The organism is Paenibacillus sp. LPE1-1-1.1 (assembly GCF_040676435.1).
Taxonomy (GTDB): Bacteria; Bacillota; Bacilli; order Paenibacillales; family Paenibacillaceae; genus Pristimantibacillus.
Map to the genome: position 1 here is coordinate 1,655,410 of NZ_JBEGHY010000001.1, position 17,962 is coordinate 1,673,371.

The window sequence follows — 17,962 nt, forward strand, 5'->3', positions numbered from 1 at the left end:
GCAAAACCTTTAAGCCTATCCTTACGAAGCAGGATTTTGCATTCGCAAAACCTTTAGGAGGTTCATTCATGAATTACGATATTTTTTATAAAGGCGCTTTTGCCATGCTGAAGGTGAAGCTGAATCCGGGGGAAAGCGTTAAAGCCGAAATGGGCGCCATGGTCTCCATGTCGCCGAGCATCGACCTGAAGGGCACAGCCGACGGCGGAATTATGCGCGGACTCGGAAGAATGCTGAGCGGAGAAACCTTCTTTTTTCAAGAGATGAAAGCGGTTCGGGGTCAAGGTGAGGTTCACCTTGCTCCCCCCTCTCTCGGGGATATCGAGGCTATAGAGCTGGACGGCTCGTACAAGCTTTACGTCCAAAAGGACGGTTTCTTGGCTGGCACAAGCGGCATAGAAGTCAATACCAAAATGCAAAACCTGGGCAGGGGACTCCTGTCCGGCGAAGGCTTCTTTATTGTGGAAATCAGCGGACGGGGCACCGTATTCCTCTCCTCCTATGGCGCGATTCATGCGCTGAACCTGAGCGCCGGCGAAGAAGTCATCATCGATAACGGACATTTGGTTGCATGGCCGGGCTATATGAATTATACGATCGAGAAAGCCTCGAAGGGCTGGCTGTCCAGCATCACAAGCGGTGAAGGTCTTGTCTGCCGCTTCCGCGGCGAAGGCGTTGTTCTGATCCAAAGCCGCAATCCGGCAAGCTTCGGCACTTGGCTGAAAAAGTTCATACCTGGCGGCAATTAGCCGTCTTCAGCCGGATACGATTCTTTTTTCACACCCTGAACTCATTCCATATACCAGCTTGTCTCCGTGACAGGCTGGTCTTTTTTCCATTCTACAGAAGCTTTTTACGCCCAGGCGCTTGCGCTGATGGCACAAGCGCTTCAGGAAACAGCCATGAAATTCACCGTGAAGTCACTGCAATAAAAGAAGGGCTGCCCCCAAACGGTCATTGCGACCTTTAGGAACAGCCCTGTTTCTTTAGTTACTGCCGTTTAGAAAAGACTTGTTCGGCAAATAGTGCAAAGCGCGCACGAAACGCACGGTTTTGGTCTTGGCCCGCATCACGATGGAATGCGTCTCTGCCCGCTGGTCCGGAAAATACTGCACCCCGCCCAAAAACTCGCCCGGCGTGACGCCGGTTGCCGCAAAGTAAACGTCGCCCGTGCCAATCATGTCCTCCATCGTAAGGACGCGGTAGGGATCTTCAATTCCCATTTGAACGCAGCGATTGTACTCGTTGCCGTCGGCCGGCATCAACCGCGCTTGCAGCTCGCCGCCCAGACATTTAAGCGCTGCTGCGGCAATTACGCCCTCCGGGGCGCCGCCTGAGCCTACGTACAAGTCGATTCCCGCTTCCGGGAAAGCCGGAGCCATCGCGCCGGCAACGTCGCCATCGGACAAAAACTTGATGCGTACGCCTACCTTGCGCAGCACTTTAACGATAGATTCATGACGCGTCCGGTCCAAAATCATAACCGTTAAATCCGATACTTTTTTATTTAGCCCATCCGCTGCTTTACGAAGCGTCACATCCATCGGATCCGTTATGGAAAGCTTGCCTACGAGAGCAGGTCCGAATGCCAGCTTCTCCATGTACATATCCGGCGCGTGGAGAAGCTGGCCTTTGCCGGCCACAGCAAGTACGGACATCGCATTATTTAGCCCCTTCGCAACGATTTCCGTGCCTTCAAGCGGATCAACAGCCACGTCGACCTCCGGCCCGTTCAAGCTGCCTACCTCCTCGCCTATGTAAAGCATAGGAGCTTCATCCATTTCCCCTTCGCCAATAACGACCGTTCCGCGAATCGATACGGAATCAAACATCGAACGCATGGCAGACGTTGCCGCTCCGTCAGCGCTATTCTTATCGCCTCTTCCCATCCACGGCGCGGATGCGAGTGCCGCTAATTCCGTAACCCTTACAAGCTCTAATGCCAATTCTCTCTCCATAATCCAGTCTCCCTCTGCTCTGTTATGACGGAATAGATCATTAGCACACATGTTGAAGTCATTTCCGTTATTTAATATGTATCATATATTTATATATGTCGCAATATATATTTGGAATCTTCATTAAATCATCATTATTAGAACAAAAACTTCATAATGAGCAATACCTATTCCTAAAGAATAACAAGAGAGCGTCTCACCTGCAGGAAATACTGCCGGGATACGCTCTCTTGTTTATTTATTGCTTTCCAAAACGATACAAAGAAACAGCAGCTATTCGTAAATCTCGATTTCATAAAGCGAAGGGCCGCTCCACTTCGGAAAAAATTTACGAAATAGCCGCCAAGGTCGGCTATTTGAAAACGAGCTATTTTATCAAAGTGTTCAAGGACCGCTACGGTATTACGCCGCAGGAATTCCGTGACCGTTAGCCTTTGACGGCGGAAAAATAACAGATGCCCGCATGATCAGACGATGCAATACGAGCCTTTCGTTCCAGATAAACCAAGTGCGCGAGCGTCTCCGACATCGCAAATCTTAACTGGTGGGCATTGCCGTTCAACCGGCTTCCGAATAGAGCCTCGCACATGCCATAGGCGGTGCGGGGCTCTTCTGCGAGCATCGCCGCCATTTTGTCGAGTCGGCGGGCATGATGCTGCTGAAGCTCCGCGATTCTTTCATTAAAGCCTGCAAAGGGATCGCGATGCCCCGGGAAGGCGAGCATAACCTCGAACTTATTGAGCGCATCCAGGCTATGGAGAAATTGCTCGAGCGGATCGCCGTCTTCACCGGGTACGATACTTACATTTGGCGTAATATGCGGCAGCACCTGATCACCGCAAAGCATCCATTTGCGTTCCGGCTGATAGAAGCACAGCTGTCCGGCGGCATGGCCGGGCGCATCGATTAAGAGCCAGCTTAATCCCCCCATCCGAAATGGCTCACCCGCTTCGAAATAGGTGACCGCCGGCTGAGGAGATACCATGTCCACAAACGTCTCCAAATTTTCCGCAATTGCCTTTCTTTCTTCGATCGGCATGCCATGCTTCTCATAAAGCGCCTGCAGCTGCCAAGAGAAATCGCTTCCGTCTCCCCAAAGCCTAACCGCATAAGCATGCGCCTTGCGGGTCATATAGACCGGTGCTCCGCTTTTCTCCTGCACATATCCCGCGAGCCCGTAATGATCAGGATGCTGGTGCGTCAGAACGATCCTTCTAATGTTACTCCACTGCAAGCCCTGCCGCTTCATGACGGCATCCCATACCTTGATTGCGTTGTCCGTTCTTAGTCCAGGATCAACTAGCGTATAGCCGTCAACTTCCGGAATTAGATAGCTGTTTACCCATTTCAATGAGAAAGGCACGGGGACCTTGACTTGAAGCCAGCCCTCCTGCAAGGCTGTGAGATACAAAGAAGCATCCACTTCTTTTTCCGGCAAATGTATTTCTTTCCTTTGATCAGCCATCTTTATACCGCCCTTCCCGCCATGATCATGCGTGGAGATTTTGCTGCCTCGTAGGGGGAAGCATCATAATTGCCATACAGCTGCTCCAAAGACAGCCCGCAGTCGGCAAGCCGCGATTCAAACCACTCCAGCTTGTACAATTTTACCCGTTCCAAATACTCCCTTGGCGCTTCTTTGCTCTGCGGATGGAAAACGGTAATTTCCTTCTGCACCCAGCCGTCTGCAATAGACCGAAGCTCTTGGATCACTAGCCCTGTATCTTCATCCCTTCGTTCCGATCGGGGCACTAGGGTTTGTTCCACATAAACGGGATTAAGGAAATCGATAAGAAACGAACCGTCCGGCCGCAATACTCTGCGTATATTCCGAAGTACTTTTACATTGTCGTCTTCATTCGAGAAATAGCCGAATGAGGTAAAAAAATTGACGGTCGCATCGAAGGCGCACGCATCAAAAGGCAGCTCGCGCATATCGCCGAGCTCCCATTTCACGGCACCCTGCAGGTCATGGCGGCGGGCTTCCTCCAGTAAGCTTGGCGATAAATCGATACCGGTTACCGAATAGCCGAAGCTTGAGAGCGCTAACGCATGACGCCCCATCCCGCACCCGATGTCGAGCACCCGCGCTTCTTCGGAGAGATGCAGCAAGGAGATCATTTGGTGAACCTCTTTCGCGGCGTTTTCCCAATCGCGATGTTTATAGACCAGCATATAGTCGGAGCCGAAGCTCTGTTCGTACCATGGTTTCATTTTCGTGCTCTCCTTCATTATGAACCTAAGCCAAAAAAATCAATTCGATTGCTTCATTGTACTTGAATTCCAATATACTCGCAAAACAGTTTCCACCAGGCATAATTTTTGGGTTTTGACACAAACTATGGAAGCTTATCCAATAAGTCCATTGTATGATTCACAAATGAATGAAAGGGGGAAAACGGAATGAATGAGCGTATTCGCTTGTTGTTTGCAGAAGCCGTCGATATTAAATTGGAAATCTTGCATAACAGCGAAATGACGATCGAAGTCGCTTATATCGCACCTCTATGCGAAGAAAACAAAATAAACGATTTCATTATCGTCCCGTTTACGAAAGATTTCTACCCCTTTGAGAGCCAGCTGAAAACGAATCCTGAATATCGCGTAGTCGATGATCCCGCCAAATGGCAGGAGCTCATGCTAAGAGGCAATGTGCTGATTGAATCAAATGAAATCATTTACTCCTTCGATGCCTCTCGCATCATAAGCATTGAGAATCCGCAAACGCAGGTAGAGAGCGCCATTCAGGGGCCTCAGCTTGCTTTAAGCGAAGATCTAAACATTTCTCTTAACCTGATTCGCAGCATGTATCCCTCTCCGGACCTATCCGTTGAAGAGCATACCATCGGTTCATTATCCAAAACGCCTGTTTTTGCTTTGTTTGACCAACGGCGCGTCGATCCTACCGTGCTCGATAACGTCCGTTCGAAATTAATGACGATCAATGTTGAAATGCTGCATGCCGCTGGCGAGCTCGAGAAGCTGTTAATCGGTAAACGCAAGCATTTGTTTCCGACTGTCTTGATTACAGAGCGGCCCGATCGAATAACCAAAGCGATCTCCCAAGGTAAAATTATCGTTCTCTTGAAAGGCAATATGTTTGCTATTATTTTGCCTGCTACCTTCTTCGATTTCATGCATGCGGTGGAGGATGATTATGAAGCGTATTGGATGACCCGTTTTCTTATCTTTCTGCGGTACACATCCATCGTGCTTACGATTACCCTGCCTGCTCTCTATATTTCAGTTGTTTCCTATAACCCAGAGCTGTTCCGCGTGCAGCTCGCCTTCTCGATCGCGGGAAGCCGCTCCGCTGTTCCTTACCCGTCGTTCATCGAAGTATTTATCATGCTCTTTATGATCGAGACGCTAATTGAAGCGAGCATTCGCTTGCCCCGTTACATAGGATCTACAGCAACAACCGTAGGGGGGCTTATCCTCGGACAAGCTGCCCAGCAAGCAGGGCTTGTAAGCAGCATTATGATCATCGTTACTTCCGTTGTGGCGATATCGAATTTTGTTATTCCTGTTAACTCGCTTTCCTTTGCGGTCCGTTTTTTGAAATATCCGCTTATCGGCATTTCGATTTTCTTCGGTATCTCCGGTGTCGCGGTTGGCTTGTTTATTTACATCACCTATCTTTGCAACCTTAGAAGCTTTGGTAAACCGTATATGCGGATTTTCGGAAAATTAAGGCCATTAGAAGGCGATGTAGGGCAGGTGAAAATCAAGTGAACCGCTATGTTTTCTATAATTTCATCCTCGTCAGCTTCATCAACCTAATGCTCTATGTTCCGCATATTTTAATCAAATTTCGATATAAAGGCGCTGTATCGTCCATGCTTATCGGCATTTTCATAGGCACGGTACTTGTGTACATGTATACTAGCGCAATGGCCCGTTTTCCCGGCAAGGGTTTGCCTGAAATTTTAAAGCTCTATTGTCCGAAATGGCTTGTATCGATCAACATGATCTTTTTTGGAATTATGTGGTGGTTCGCGACGACGATTGTTGTAGTTGCCTACGCCGTGCTCATCAATCGTTTCTTTAATCCCGATGCGAACTCGATCATCATCTTATTGATGCTTGTCCTCGCCTGCGGATACGCAGCCACACGCTCGACGTTGTCGGTCATGTTCGTCGTGGAGATTGGCCTGATCGTCAATGCGCCAATAATTTTGTTTGTATTGTTTAAGGCGGCTCGAAGCAAACAGCTCAATTGGGATGCCATTCATGTCGTGGCCAATTATGTAACCGCGATGCCTACGCTAACCTGCATTGCGGCAGCATCTTTTGTTTTCACAGGTTATATCAATCTCTCGTTATTCAATCGGCTGTTCCCGCCGAATTTTCGTTTCAAATTCCGTTTTATATACCCGCTTTTCGGAGCGATGATTATGCTGATTACGTTTTTTGTCCCCATCGGTTTACATGGAACAGAGGGCGTCAGTCAATATATATACGTATGGAGTTTAACCGCTGATTCCCTGCTCATGCAGTATGGGTTCATTGAACGCGTATTGTTTCTTTTTTTAATCGTTTATTTGAATTTAACCCTCGTCTATACGATGTCCGGATGGCATCAGGCGATGGAGTTTATCAAGAGCTGTTTTCCCAGCAGCAAGCCGGAAATCGACAGTCCGAAAACACCGCTATCCAACTATGTCATTGTCGGCATTTTCGCATTGCTGACGATAGCTTACCTCATTATGACAAATGAGAAAATGAACATGTACATTACTTCATATTGGCTTGTTGTTCGGTTGTTCGTTGAGTTTTATGTGGTCGTATGGGTATTTGTGTTAAGCAGGAGGAGGTCGAAAGCCGCATGAGACTCATCATCCGGATCTTTCTGACGATCACGGCCATCGGCATGCTGGGCGGCTGCGGCTTCAAGGATATCGATAAGCGATTCTTTGTCGTTGCATTAGGGATAGACTTGTCGGATAACGAGAAAAAACCTTATCGGCTTACGCTCCAGCTTGCCGTGCCTTCTCCAAAGATCGAGCCGGGCGCATCCAAAGTGCAAATTGAAACGATTGATACCGCAAGCGTTGCCGAAGGCGTCCGCATGCTGAAGGCCTATGTCGACAAAGAGCTTGATTTCGGGCATTGCAAGGTTTTTTTAATCGGAGAGAAGCTGGCGCGCCAAGACTATCAAAATTTACTGCAATGGATGTCAAGAAGAAGAGATATTCAAAGCGTAGCCGATATCGCGATTGGGAAGCCTGATGCCGAGACCCTGCTTCAGGTGATGCCCGTCTCCGAGCGTTACCCGGGCAACACGCTGTTTCTAAGCTTCGGAGCGGACGGAACCGAATCATCCTATACCTATGTGGAATCCTTATCCGACTTTGCAAGGAGAGCTTCAGAAAAAGGACTAGATCCTTTGATGCCCGTTATTCAGAAGGACAGCAAGGAGAGCTACATTATCAATCGTACGGCTCTGCTCAGTAAAAAACGAATGAAGCTCGTTTTATCCCCTTCGGAATCCCAGCTGTACAACCAGCTTGCCAAGGATTTCACCAAATCCTCCATGCATGGGATGTTCGAAGGAATGGATCTTGTCGTCGCGATTACCGAATTGCATTCTAAATTTCAAATTGGCAAGGTGGACGGAGAAGATACGGTTACGATGCATGTCAAGATGACGGTTGTTTTTGAGGAAGCGCCAAGAGGACTGTACGAGACAGACTGGGCTTCCATTGAACGAGCTTTAAATCAGGAATATGCTAAAACCTGCGTTGCCCTGCTAAAGAAAATTCAGAAGGCCAAAGTTGATCCAATCGGTTTTGGACTGCGTTACCGCGCTACCCATCCGGGAAACGGCGCTTGGAAGCAGTGGCAGTCCATGTATCCCGCAATTAAATTCAAAGTCCTTGCCGACATCAAAATTGAAGGTACCGGGCTTATCAAGTAAACCGCGCAGCAGAAAAAGGTGCATCAGAAGAGATATGGCTTCTGATACACCTCTTTTTTTGCTTTGCCTGCTCTTATTTAAGCAGCAGCCGATTCGTTTGTCTTAGTTCACTTACGGAGCCCGCTCCAATGCCGAACATCGCTGTGCGCAGCTCGAACTCAATCCGTTCGAATTGCTGCAGCAATTGCTCCTGCGATATGGCACTGTTCCCTCCCGCTGCCTGCGGAAGCAGAACACGCCCAAAGCCGGCCAGATTCGCGCCTAGCGCAATGGCTTTCGCTGCGTCAACGCCCGTACGCAAGCCGCCGCTCGCTATAATATTCGCTTGCGGAAGCCGCTCGCGAATTTCCACGACGCTCTCCGCAGTCGGTATTCCCCAATCGGCGAATGATTCGGCTGCCTGTCGCCGCATTTCGTCACTGGATCGGAATTTCTCTACCTGGCTCCATGAGGTACCGCCAGCGCCAGCCGCATCGATAAAGGACACGCCAACGCCGGCAAGCGCTGCTGCCGTATCCGCATCGATCCCCCAGCCAACCTCTTTTACGCCAACCGGTACGTTTAAGACCTTGCAAACTTGTTCGATCGCGGAAAGCAGATGACGGAAATCCGTATCTCCCTCCGGCTGGAACACTTCCTGCATGCTGTTCAAATGCAGCACGAGCGCATCCGCTTCCGCAATTTCTACCGCTCTGCGGCAGGATTCCGTCCCGAATCCGTAATTAAATTGCACCGCTCCGATATTAGCAATGACCGGAACGGTCGGTGCATCTCTGCGGATGGAGAAAGAGCCGGCAAGCTCTTCATTTTCTATGGCGGCCCGCATCGAGCCTAAACCTATCGCCCAACCCCGCTCTTCCGCAACCACGGCCAAGCGGCGGTTAATGGCGCCCGCCTCGTCCGTCCCGCCCGTCATGGAGCTCACCAGCAGCGGCGCGCCAAGCTTTTTGCCAAACCATTCGGTATCCAGTCTAACCTCGCTAAAAGAAAGCTCAGGCAGCGCATTATGCTTAAAGCGATAGCGCTCCAACCCCGTTTCGATGCCCACGCTGTTCACCTGCTCCTGCAGGCAAATCCGAATATGCTCCCCCTTGCGCTTCGCTGTTGCTGCTTGTTGATCCACTGACATGCTCGTACCTCCCAAGCCTAAACGGGCAGCGCCTTCCCTGGCGACGCAAGCCGCGTTTCGCACCTCTATCATGTTATATCTTATCCGGTTTGATATGCTCCTCAACTGCAAGCCGGCTTGTTCCCAGAAATCGATACCAAATCCGGCAAAATGACTATGTTCTAGCATAGCATAATTTTTTGTTTCTCGCTCCCGGCTTCATGACTTTGACAAATATCAAGCGTTAATAAACATAAAAAACACGGGTTGCCCCTTCTTCAGCAATATCATCTTCGATCAAGCCCGCTCCTCTAGCAAATGGTTCACCAGCATTTTTGCTCCCTGCATCACGAGCGGCACGCCGCTGCCCGGATGCATAGAAGCGCCTACGCTGTATAATCCTTTTATGTTATAAGGCGCATACTGCGGCCGAAACGCCCCCGACTGCGACCAAGTCGGCGCAATCCCGAAGCTCCCCCCTCTATACCAGCCTTCTCCCAAGCCATCTTGAGGCGTTCTTATCTTTTTCCATACGATAGCATCCCTTAAGCCGGGGAATAATTTCTCTTCTGCGTCCGCGAGCACCCGGTCTGCCAGCAGGCTGCTTTCCTTCTTCCAATCATAAGAAGAGTGAAGATCAACCGGTATCGGCGCCGGAATTAGAAAATAAAGCACCGTTTCCCCCGGAGGAGCAGCTTCATCGTCGATTTCACAAGGGTTAAACAGGTAATAAGCGGGCAATGGCTCCGATTCTCCAGGGAGCTTTTGCTTCGCCGCGATAACGCGGAGACTATCCTGCAAAGATTCCGGCATGACAAATTGATGCGTCGTCCTTCCAGCTCCTTTTTCCCAACGCTTATTCATGCCGGCATACACCAGCACGCAGCCGGAGGATGGAACAAATTCACGCTGTTTGATCGGTTCAGCTTCCCCTTGAAGCATTCCTGCCAAGTGCGGAAAATCCCCGTTATAAATGATGTTCTCATACGAATGCCTTGTACCGTCCGCCAGCAGCAAACCTTTTACTTCGCCATTTGCGGTTACGATTTGCCTTACCGCGCCCTGAGCGCCCATGTAAACCTTAATATTTTCGCGGTACAGCGCTCGCTCCAGCACAGCCGCAAAGCTTGCAAAGCCGCCTTTCATATACCAAATGCCGAAGGCATGCTCCGCATAGGGAATAAATGTATACAAGGAAGGAGAACCTGACGGTAATCCGCCGGCATACAGCGCCTGCAAGGAAAATGCGTCGATCACTCTCTTGTCTCCAAAATAACTTTCTGCCATTTGCCGCATGCTCAAATAAGAGCGCAGCTTCGCGAAAAGCTTCATATTCCGCCAAGAGAGGTACGTATGACGCTGCAGGAACGTTTTCTCTAGAAAATGCTCTTTCGCTTCTTGGAAGAGCGGATCCATATCCCGCATATAGCGGCGGAAAGCACTGCTGTCCTTGGCTGAGAGCGAGTTCAGCTCCTCCGACATGCGGTCCGTATCGGTCCATTTGGTTAAGCTCGATCCGTCGGAAAAATGAATCCGATACATCGGATCACAGCGAATAAGCTCATATTCATCATCGCCGATGCCTGCTTCCCTAGCTATGGAGCGAAGCATTTCCGGCAGTAGTACGATGGTTGGTCCGCGGTCGATCCGATAGCGCTGATCCTGCTCGAATGCCAGTCTTCCCCCCAAGCGTTCCTGCCGTTCAAATAAAGTGACCTTTGATCCTGCTCTTGCCAGCAAAAGCGCACTGACCATACCGCCGATGCCGCCGCCTATGATTGCTGCTTCCATGCCGCTGCCTCCTTGCGCTGTACTCGTTTTGCCGGCTCGCGGGCGGACAACGAACGTCCATCCAACTTAGGCAGCAGCTTATTCCTGTCCAAAGAGCTTCACCCCATGTATGCAAAATTGTACATAATTTACTGTTCGCTATTCTGTGAAGTGGAAGTCGAGCCCATCCATAAAATGATCTTATCTTTTATCCTATTAGCGATGGAGCAAGAATTTGTCCAATGTCAAAATGATTTTTACAATCAATTAATTGATTTTTACAATCATTTTATATTGTTATTCCGTCGAAACTCATATAAACTAAAGCTAACGAATCCATCAAGGAGGCCTACACATGGAAATGCTCATGTTTGACACGCAGCAAGAACTGGACGCTTATGCCGCACAGCTATTTATAAATACGGTCAAAGAAAAACCAAACGCGGTGCTTGGCCTTGCCACGGGATCGACACCCATTGGAATTTATGACAAAATAGTAGAGTCGTACAAGGAAAATAAAGTTAGCTTTAAAGAGGTTACGACGTTTAATTTGGATGAGTATGTCGGCATCACGCCTGAAAATGACCAAAGCTATGCTTATTATATGAACAAGCATTTGTTTTCACATATCGATATCCCTGCTGCGCAAACACATCTGCCTAACGGAATGGCTCCCGACATGGAAGGAGAATCCGCCCGGTACAATGCCATGCTGGAATCACAGCCCGTCGATATCCAGCTGCTTGGTCTCGGCCACAACGGCCATATCGGCTTTAATGAGCCGGATGTCAATTTATCCGGCGGCACTCACGCGGTAAAGCTAAAAAAAGAAACGCGCGAGGCGAATGCACGGTTTTTCGCTTCGATGGATGAAGTGCCAGAATACGCCATTACGATGGGCGTCGGGTCGATTTTGAAAGCAAACACCATCGTATTGGTCGTCCGCGGCTCTGACAAGGCGGAGATTGTAAAGGAAGCTTTGACGGGTCCGATTACCACAAGCGTGCCTGCTTCGCTGCTTCAAACACATGCTCGCGTTATCGTTCTGCTTGATCGCGAGGCTGGAAGGATGTTAGTTTAAATGACTGCAAACTCTGCAAACTGGATTATTCGAAATATCAATATTGTACTGGAAGACCGGGTCGCAACCGGCAGCGTTATCGTCCAGAACGGTAAAATAGCACAGATTATTTCTGGCGAGGCTAACGGCTCCGCTGCTGCTGCAGAGGAGCTTCCCCTCATTGACGGTCAAGGCGGCTTTCTGTTTCCCGGCTTTATTGATGTTCATGTGCACGGCGGCTACGGATCTGATTTTATGGATGCCTCCCAAGAAAGCTATCATACGATTACGAAATTCCATGCCTCGCAGGGCACGACGGGAATGCTGGCTACCACGATGACGGCCTCTAAGGAAGAGATAGAAGCCGTGCTTCATGCCGTCTCCGAGTACCGAAGCAATGATATGCCGTATGCTGCTTTGCTCGGCGTGCATTTGGAAGGTCCTTTCATCAGCGAGAAATGGCCCGGCGCCCAAAATCCGGCTTATATCAAAACGCCTCAGCTGGAATGGATGCAGGAGTGGCATTCGAAATGGCCAGAGCTTATTCGCCAGCTTACGCTTGCACCCGAGAAAAGCGGCTCAATCGAGACGATAGCTTGGCTGGCGGAGCGAGGCATCAACACCGCATGCGGACATACCGATGCGGTTTACGAGGAAGTCATTGCCGCTGCCGATGCGGGTTTAACGCAGGCGGTTCATACGTATAACGCGATGCGGGGGCTGCATCACCGCGAGCCGGGTACGCTCGGCGCGGTGCTGACCGATGACCGTATTGCCGCGGAGCTTATTGCCGACGGCATCCATGTTCATCCCGCCGCGATCCGGCTGGTGCTTGCCGCGAAGCCCTTGGACAAAGTCATTCTGATCACAGACGCAATGGCTGCTGCCGGCATGCCCGATGGCGAGTACAGCCTAGGCGGCTTAGCCGTTATCGTAAACGAAGGCGAAGCACGCTTGCGCGAAGGAAATGCCTTGGCGGGCAGTTGTTTAACGATGATCGGCGCGATTCGCTACATGCATGAGCACACAAACTTGCCCCTTGAGCAGCTCAGCCGGTTAGCAAGCGGCAACGCAGCGAAGCAGCTTGGCATTAGCGACCGAACAGGGTCCATCGCATGCGGCAAGCAAGCCGATCTGGTATGGACCGATGCGCAGCTCCAAGTCAAACAAACTTGGGTTCAAGGCCGTTCTGTTTTTGAAGCCAGCCTATAGGAAATAATCCATAATAGAAAGCACGGGAAGCAAATCTAAGCTCCCGTGCTTTCTTTTTATTATCCAGATAGAAGGTCACGCAACATATTATTTTCGTAAATGGCGATACGAATGATACTGTAGGCTCGATTAATAAAATGTAATGACCCGCATGGGCAGGCGTAAGCACTGGCTTTGATATAGAAAAAAAGACGGCATCTCCCGACTCGGGAAATACCGTCTTTTTTAGCAAAAGCAAGGAAGTGATCAGCCCGTTACATATACCGAAATCCCCTGCTGCTTCATCACTTCCGCCAGCTCCTCGGTAAGCGGGAGATCTGTAATAACACCGCGCAGCTCGGCAAGGGAAGCAATGGAGAACAACGAAGCGCGATCTGTTTTGGTATGATCGAAAACGGCGTAGGCCGCTTGCGAACGCTTAATTAGTGCTTTAGCAATTTGCGCTTCTTGCTCCGAATAAGTCGTAATGCCGCTTGCGGCAGAAATACCGTCAACGCCGATAAACATTTTGCCGATATGCAAATGGGCTACCATGCCCTCGCCAAGCGGGCCGCACAGCTCGAAGCTGTTGTGGCGCATAATGCCACCGGTTACGACGACTTGAATATCGCTTCCCGCGAGCTCCATGGCGATATTAACCGCATTCGTTACGACCGTTATGCCCTTCCGGGACTTTAATGTCTTGGCGATGAGAAAATTGGTCGTGCCTCCCGACAAGCCGATCACGTCGCCTTCCACGATCAAAGAAGCTGCAAGCTCGGCTACACGTTCCTTCTCCAGAATCGATAAGCCTTCCTTCTCCGCAAACGGCAAATCCCTCACCGAATTCATGCCATCGTACATCGCTCCGCCGATCGTGCGGATAACGGGATATTCGGCTTCCATCTGTTCCAAATCCCGGCGGGCCGTTGCTTCCGAACAGCCAAAGCGTTCAACCATTTCAGGAATCGTAACTCTTCCCTGCTGTTTTAATAGCTGCAGAACAGCCTCGCGGCGGCGCTGCCCCTTGTTTCCTATTGCATCAGCCATTTTTAGCGCTCCACCCAGGCTTTGGCGGACATCCGCTGCTCAACGACGCTCCACTCCGGCAAAGCTTCCCAGTCACCGCGCATCTGCACGACTAATGAACCGTTAATGCTGGCAAGGCGTACCGCCTCCACGGGAGATAAGCCTTTCATGATGCCTGCCAAAAAGCCCGCGCAAAAGCCGTCTCCCGCACCGACCGTATCCACGACCTGTTCGGCTGGGTAAAACGGCAAGCTCTCCTCTTGCCCGTTGTTCAGTACGACCGTTGTATCGCCTCTGCCTTTAATAATAGACACAGCTTTCAGCTGCGTCAGCTGACCTTTGATATGTTCATAGTCATCCGTATCATACAAGAGCTTAAGCTCGTCCCAGCCAGGCAAAAAGTAATCCGCGTCTGCGGCAAACGGCAAAAGAATCTCCCTCGCCTGCTCAATCGGCCACAGCTTTAGACGCAGGTTGGGATCAAAGCTGACGAGAACGCCTGCTTCCTTCGCGATATCAACCGCGCGGCGCAGTGTCTTCCGGCAATCCTCGCTTAGCGCAGCCGTGATACCGGTTACATGAAGCAGCTTAGCGCCTCGAATATAATTCTCGTCCAAGTCCTCAGGCAGCATCCGACTTGCCGCCGAATGCTTTCTGAAATAATGGACAGCCAATCTGCCCGCCACATGCTCACGGAACATCATGCCTGTCGGCGCTTCTGTGCTGAGCTGCGCGCGCGATACGTCAACGCCTTCACCGCGCAGCGTCTTCAAAATAATCTTGCCGAACGGGTCATCGCCCAGCGCGCCGAACCAGCCCACGGAGGTACCTAGACGTGCAAGTCCAATTGCGACATTGCTTTCCGCTCCGCCGAAGCTTTGTTCAAGCGTCGCGGCACGTTCAATCGACTTATGCTCCTGCGGCATAAATAGAGCCATGGATTCGCCAAACGTTACAATTTGCGGTGATGATTCATGCACGTTAAAATCCCCCTACAACGTTTTATAATCAAAAAACGAATTAAACTTCAGCCATTGGAAACATCATGAAGTAAATGATCGCAATATACAGTACCAACACGATGATGCTCAAGACACGAGCTTTGCCGATGTGCGTAGTTGCGCTCTTGCCATCTTGAATAGATGCTACGACCAGCTTAAGCGGCTTCGAAATAATTCCGCCCAGCGCGGCTATGCCGAGGAAAAGCAGGATGATAATCACCATCCAAACTACGCTGTAATCGGCTTGCGACATCAAGTAGCCGCCCGTTAGCAGCTGTAGAATTAGAAAATACTGAGCGATGCGATTTGCCGAAAGCAAACCTTCCGCCAGACCTCCTTGTCCAAGTCCGGCCAGCTTAGAGGCTCTGCCGATCATGATAGGCAGCACGATATAAAACCCCATGCCAACTGCACCTAATACATGCAAAAATAACATTGCATTATCCATTTTTACTCCTCCTGTTTTGGTAAAGCGTAATCAACGACGATCCACTCCTGCCAAAATTGTGTATATCGATTAGTTTATCAGAAACGAGATTTTTTTCAAATGACTACGCTCCCAATCCGGGCTTTTATACATGCGAATGCACAACTAATTCTGAATCGTTCCCGAAATTTTCACACCTTGCGGCAAATGACTTCAATAATCTAGATGAACTCCCTTTTTATCCTTTGAAACCGTATTTGCTCATAACCCCATGGATTGCAAAATAAGTAACTTCCTCGGGCAAAGCATCCTTGATCGGCCGCAGCTTCTCCGTGCCTTGCTCGCCAATGGCTTCTACGATCAATTGCTCATATTCCTCTGGGATAATCCGGCTCCAGTCCACGTCCTCGCCTTCATCCGCACAGCGAATAATATGGCCCTCTACCGTCACTTTGCTTAAACCGCGTTCTTTTGCGATCTCATCCGGTTCCTGTCCCGCCGAAAAAAGCGCAAGCGTCGCCAAATGGCTCGGCTGCTCATCGCCGTCCGAACTTTTATTTAATGCCGATGCATCCCGCGGGACGTTCAAAATTTTCGCGGCCGTCTTACCTTCGCCTTCAAAAGATCGTATGATTGCGAGCAAATCCTCACCGTATTTCTCCGCTTTTGCCGCGCCGATTCCCTTCACGCTTAACAGCTGGTCAACCGATTGCGGCTGAGCATTGGCAATTTCCCGAAGCGTAGCGTCGAAGAAAAGCATAAATGGCGGTACGCCTTCCGCCGCTGCTTTTTCTTTGCGCCACTGCTTTAGCGCATCGAACAATGGAGACGCGTTCGCGCTGTCGCCAGATACGGCTTGCCTTACGGTAGCCCTTACTCTCTGCATGATCGATTCGCGGCCTTCCAGCACCGGAAGCGCGTTCGCGGTTAAAGAAACGACCGGGTATTGCCCGTCGCTCAGCTTTAAATAACCTTCTGATACGAGCCAATAAAGCCAATCCGCGATTTCTTTCTCGGGCAAATGGCGCATCAAGCCGTAGGTGGACAACCGGTCCAGCCCAAACTCAAGCAGACGCTTGTCTCTCGAACCCTTCAGGACTTTAGCTGCCATCGTTACCCCGAAGCGGCCTTTCATCCGGCCAACGCAAGAGAGCGCCATCTTCGCTTCCTCTGTCCGATTGACAGGCTCGCTCTTATCAAGGCAGCTGCTGCATTTGCCGCAAGCTTCAACGCCTGTTTCACCAAAATAATCGACGATAAATTGCTGTAAGCAGCGCTGGGTACGGCTGAAATTCATCATCGTATTCAGCTTAGAGAGTTGAATAGACTTTCGGTCCGAATCTCCTGTGCCCTGTTCGATCAGAAAGCGCTGCACCTGCATATCAGCAGGCTCGAACAAAAGAATGCATTCACTCTCTTCGCCGTCGCGGCCCGCACGTCCCGCTTCTTGATAGTAGGATTCGATGTCGCTGGTCATTTGCCAATGCAGCACGTACCGAACATTCGGCTTATCGATTCCCATGCCGAACGCATTCGTGGCGACCATGACGCGAATGTCATCAAACCGGAATTTCTCCTGCGTATCGGCCCGTTCCGCATCGGACAAGCCGCCATGGTATTTGCCGGCTTGAATGCCGCGCCGCGTCAGCTGCTCATAAACATTCTCGACTTCTTTGCGGGTTGCCGCATAGATGATGCCGGATTGTTCCTTGCGTCCGGCCACATAGCTCTCAAGAAACTTCTTCTTTTCCACGCCCGTAACCACGGATAACGAAAGGTTGGGTCTGGCAAACCCCGTTACAAATACGCTCGGGTCACGAAGCTTCAGCATGTCTGAAATGTCTGCCGCAACCTCGGTCGTTGCCGTAGCCGTAAACGCAGCTACAAGCGGCCGGTCCTTCATCCGCGCTATCCAGCCTGCAAGCTGTCGGTAGCTTGGCCTAAAATCATGCCCCCACTGCGAGACGCAGTGAGCCTCGTCGATCGCGATTAGCGGGATGGAAAGCTGCTCTGACAACGATTGGAACATCGGCGCGTCAAGTCGTTCCGGTGCGACGTATAACAGCTTATATTCGCCCTGCATGGCATTTCGCATGACATCGCGATATTCCGCAGCTCCCAAAGAGCTGTTAAGAAACGCCGCGGACACGCCTACCCGCCGCAAGGCATCCACCTGATCCTTCATCAACGAAATTAGCGGCGATATCACAAGTGACGTGCCCGGCATCAGCATCGATGGAATTTGATAGCAAATCGATTTCCCTCCGCCGGTTGGCAGAATGGCTAACGTGTCGCGCCCTTGCAAAATCCCCGAAATAATATCCTCTTGCCCTTTACGGAAGGAATCGTAGCCGTATACCCGTTTCAATGCTTCTCTCGCTTGTTCGATCAACCTGAACCCTCCTTCTAAACCATGACTTTTACGCTTTGAAAAATAAACAAGAGGACCCTGGCAGCATTCTGTCAGGGTCCTCCCAAACGCATTCATTTATTTTATC

The 17,962-nt window shown here is 50.4% G+C and carries 16 protein-coding genes; 7 read left to right on the top strand and 9 right to left on the bottom strand.

Translation table 11 applies throughout. The features are described 5' to 3' along the window. Positions 1-68 precede the first annotated feature (68 nt). Complete coding sequence (locus MRBLPE1_RS07200; RefSeq protein WP_308999644.1) at positions 69-749, top strand: TIGR00266 family protein; 681 nt, start codon at positions 69-71, stop codon at positions 747-749. Between the two features lie 237 nt (positions 750-986). On the opposite strand, the gene glpX is transcribed toward MRBLPE1_RS07200, so the two are convergent. After that, positions 987-1,958, bottom strand: coding sequence for a class II fructose-bisphosphatase (gene glpX, locus MRBLPE1_RS07205; RefSeq protein ID WP_364143368.1), 972 nt, complete (start codon positions 1,956-1,958; stop codon positions 987-989). 230 nt (positions 1,959-2,188) lie between these two features. On the opposite strand from glpX, the gene MRBLPE1_RS07210 reads away from it, so the two are divergent. After that, positions 2,189-2,389, top strand: coding sequence for a helix-turn-helix domain-containing protein (locus MRBLPE1_RS07210; protein WP_364143371.1), 201 nt, complete (start codon positions 2,189-2,191; stop codon positions 2,387-2,389). Here the strand turns inward: MRBLPE1_RS07210 and MRBLPE1_RS07215 are convergent. Next, on the bottom strand, positions 2,386-3,423 hold the full coding sequence (locus MRBLPE1_RS07215; protein ID WP_364143374.1) for an MBL fold metallo-hydrolase: 1,038 nt from the start codon (positions 3,421-3,423) through the stop codon (positions 2,386-2,388). The genes MRBLPE1_RS07210 and MRBLPE1_RS07215 overlap by 4 nt on opposite strands. 2 nt (positions 3,424-3,425) lie before the next feature. Further along, entirely contained in the window at positions 3,426-4,172 is a 747-nt protein-coding gene (locus MRBLPE1_RS07220) for a class I SAM-dependent methyltransferase (RefSeq protein WP_364143377.1), read from the bottom strand. Positions 4,173-4,361: 189 nt separating this feature from the next. Here MRBLPE1_RS07220 and MRBLPE1_RS07225 point away from each other — a divergent pair, with 189 nt between their 5' ends. The 3 genes from MRBLPE1_RS07225 to MRBLPE1_RS07235 are packed head-to-tail and all read left to right on the top strand — an operon-like array spanning position 4,362 to position 7,878. Further along, positions 4,362-5,693: a spore germination protein gene (locus tag MRBLPE1_RS07225; protein ID WP_364143380.1), complete on the top strand. Its 1,332-nt coding sequence runs from the start codon at positions 4,362-4,364 to the stop codon at positions 5,691-5,693. Next, positions 5,690-6,790 carry a GerAB/ArcD/ProY family transporter gene (locus MRBLPE1_RS07230; RefSeq protein ID WP_364143383.1) on the top strand — a complete coding sequence of 367 codons (1,101 nt, stop codon included), beginning with the start codon at positions 5,690-5,692 and terminating at the stop codon, positions 6,788-6,790. The genes MRBLPE1_RS07225 and MRBLPE1_RS07230 overlap by 4 nt, the downstream gene beginning before the upstream one ends. Continuing rightward, entirely contained in the window at positions 6,787-7,878 is a 1,092-nt protein-coding gene (locus tag MRBLPE1_RS07235) for a Ger(x)C family spore germination protein (protein WP_364143385.1), read from the top strand. The genes MRBLPE1_RS07230 and MRBLPE1_RS07235 overlap by 4 nt, the downstream gene beginning before the upstream one ends. A 73-nt stretch (positions 7,879-7,951) precedes the next feature. Here the strand turns inward: MRBLPE1_RS07235 and fni are convergent, their stop codons facing one another. Together fni and MRBLPE1_RS07245 are read right to left on the bottom strand one after the other, a co-directional pair. Then, entirely contained in the window at positions 7,952-9,007 is a 1,056-nt protein-coding gene (fni, locus tag MRBLPE1_RS07240; protein WP_364143388.1) for a type 2 isopentenyl-diphosphate Delta-isomerase, read from the bottom strand. Positions 9,008-9,283: 276 nt separating this feature from the next. Beyond that, positions 9,284-10,777 carry a phytoene desaturase family protein gene (locus MRBLPE1_RS07245; protein WP_364143390.1) on the bottom strand — a complete coding sequence of 498 codons (1,494 nt, stop codon included), beginning with the start codon at positions 10,775-10,777 and terminating at the stop codon, positions 9,284-9,286. A gap of 334 nt (positions 10,778-11,111) precedes the next feature. On the opposite strand from MRBLPE1_RS07245, the gene nagB reads away from it, so the two are divergent. Together nagB and nagA are read left to right on the top strand one after the other, a co-directional pair. Beyond that, entirely contained in the window at positions 11,112-11,837 is a 726-nt protein-coding gene (gene nagB, locus MRBLPE1_RS07250) for a glucosamine-6-phosphate deaminase (RefSeq protein WP_364143392.1), read from the top strand. After that, positions 11,838-13,028: an N-acetylglucosamine-6-phosphate deacetylase gene (nagA, locus tag MRBLPE1_RS07255; RefSeq protein ID WP_364143394.1), complete on the top strand. Its 1,191-nt coding sequence runs from the start codon at positions 11,838-11,840 to the stop codon at positions 13,026-13,028. Positions 13,029-13,274: 246 nt separating this feature from the next. On the opposite strand, the gene MRBLPE1_RS07260 is transcribed toward nagA, so the two are convergent. From MRBLPE1_RS07260 to recQ, 4 genes are all read right to left on the bottom strand, one after another. Beyond that, the gene (locus MRBLPE1_RS07260; RefSeq protein WP_364143397.1) at positions 13,275-14,057 is read right to left on the bottom strand and encodes a DeoR/GlpR family DNA-binding transcription regulator; all 783 of its coding nucleotides are present in this window, start codon (positions 14,055-14,057) and stop codon (positions 13,275-13,277) included. 2 nt (positions 14,058-14,059) lie between these two features. After that, complete coding sequence (locus tag MRBLPE1_RS07265) at positions 14,060-15,016, bottom strand: sugar kinase (RefSeq protein ID WP_364143400.1); 957 nt, start codon at positions 15,014-15,016, stop codon at positions 14,060-14,062. Between the two features lie 40 nt (positions 15,017-15,056). After that, on the bottom strand, positions 15,057-15,485 hold the full coding sequence (locus MRBLPE1_RS07270; protein ID WP_364143403.1) for a hypothetical protein: 429 nt from the start codon (positions 15,483-15,485) through the stop codon (positions 15,057-15,059). A 217-nt stretch (positions 15,486-15,702) separates the two neighbouring features. Further along, a complete protein-coding gene (gene recQ / locus MRBLPE1_RS07275) occupies positions 15,703-17,856 on the bottom strand; it encodes a DNA helicase RecQ (protein WP_364143406.1) in 2,154 nt (717 codons plus the stop codon). Between the last annotated feature and the right edge of the window lie 106 nt (positions 17,857-17,962).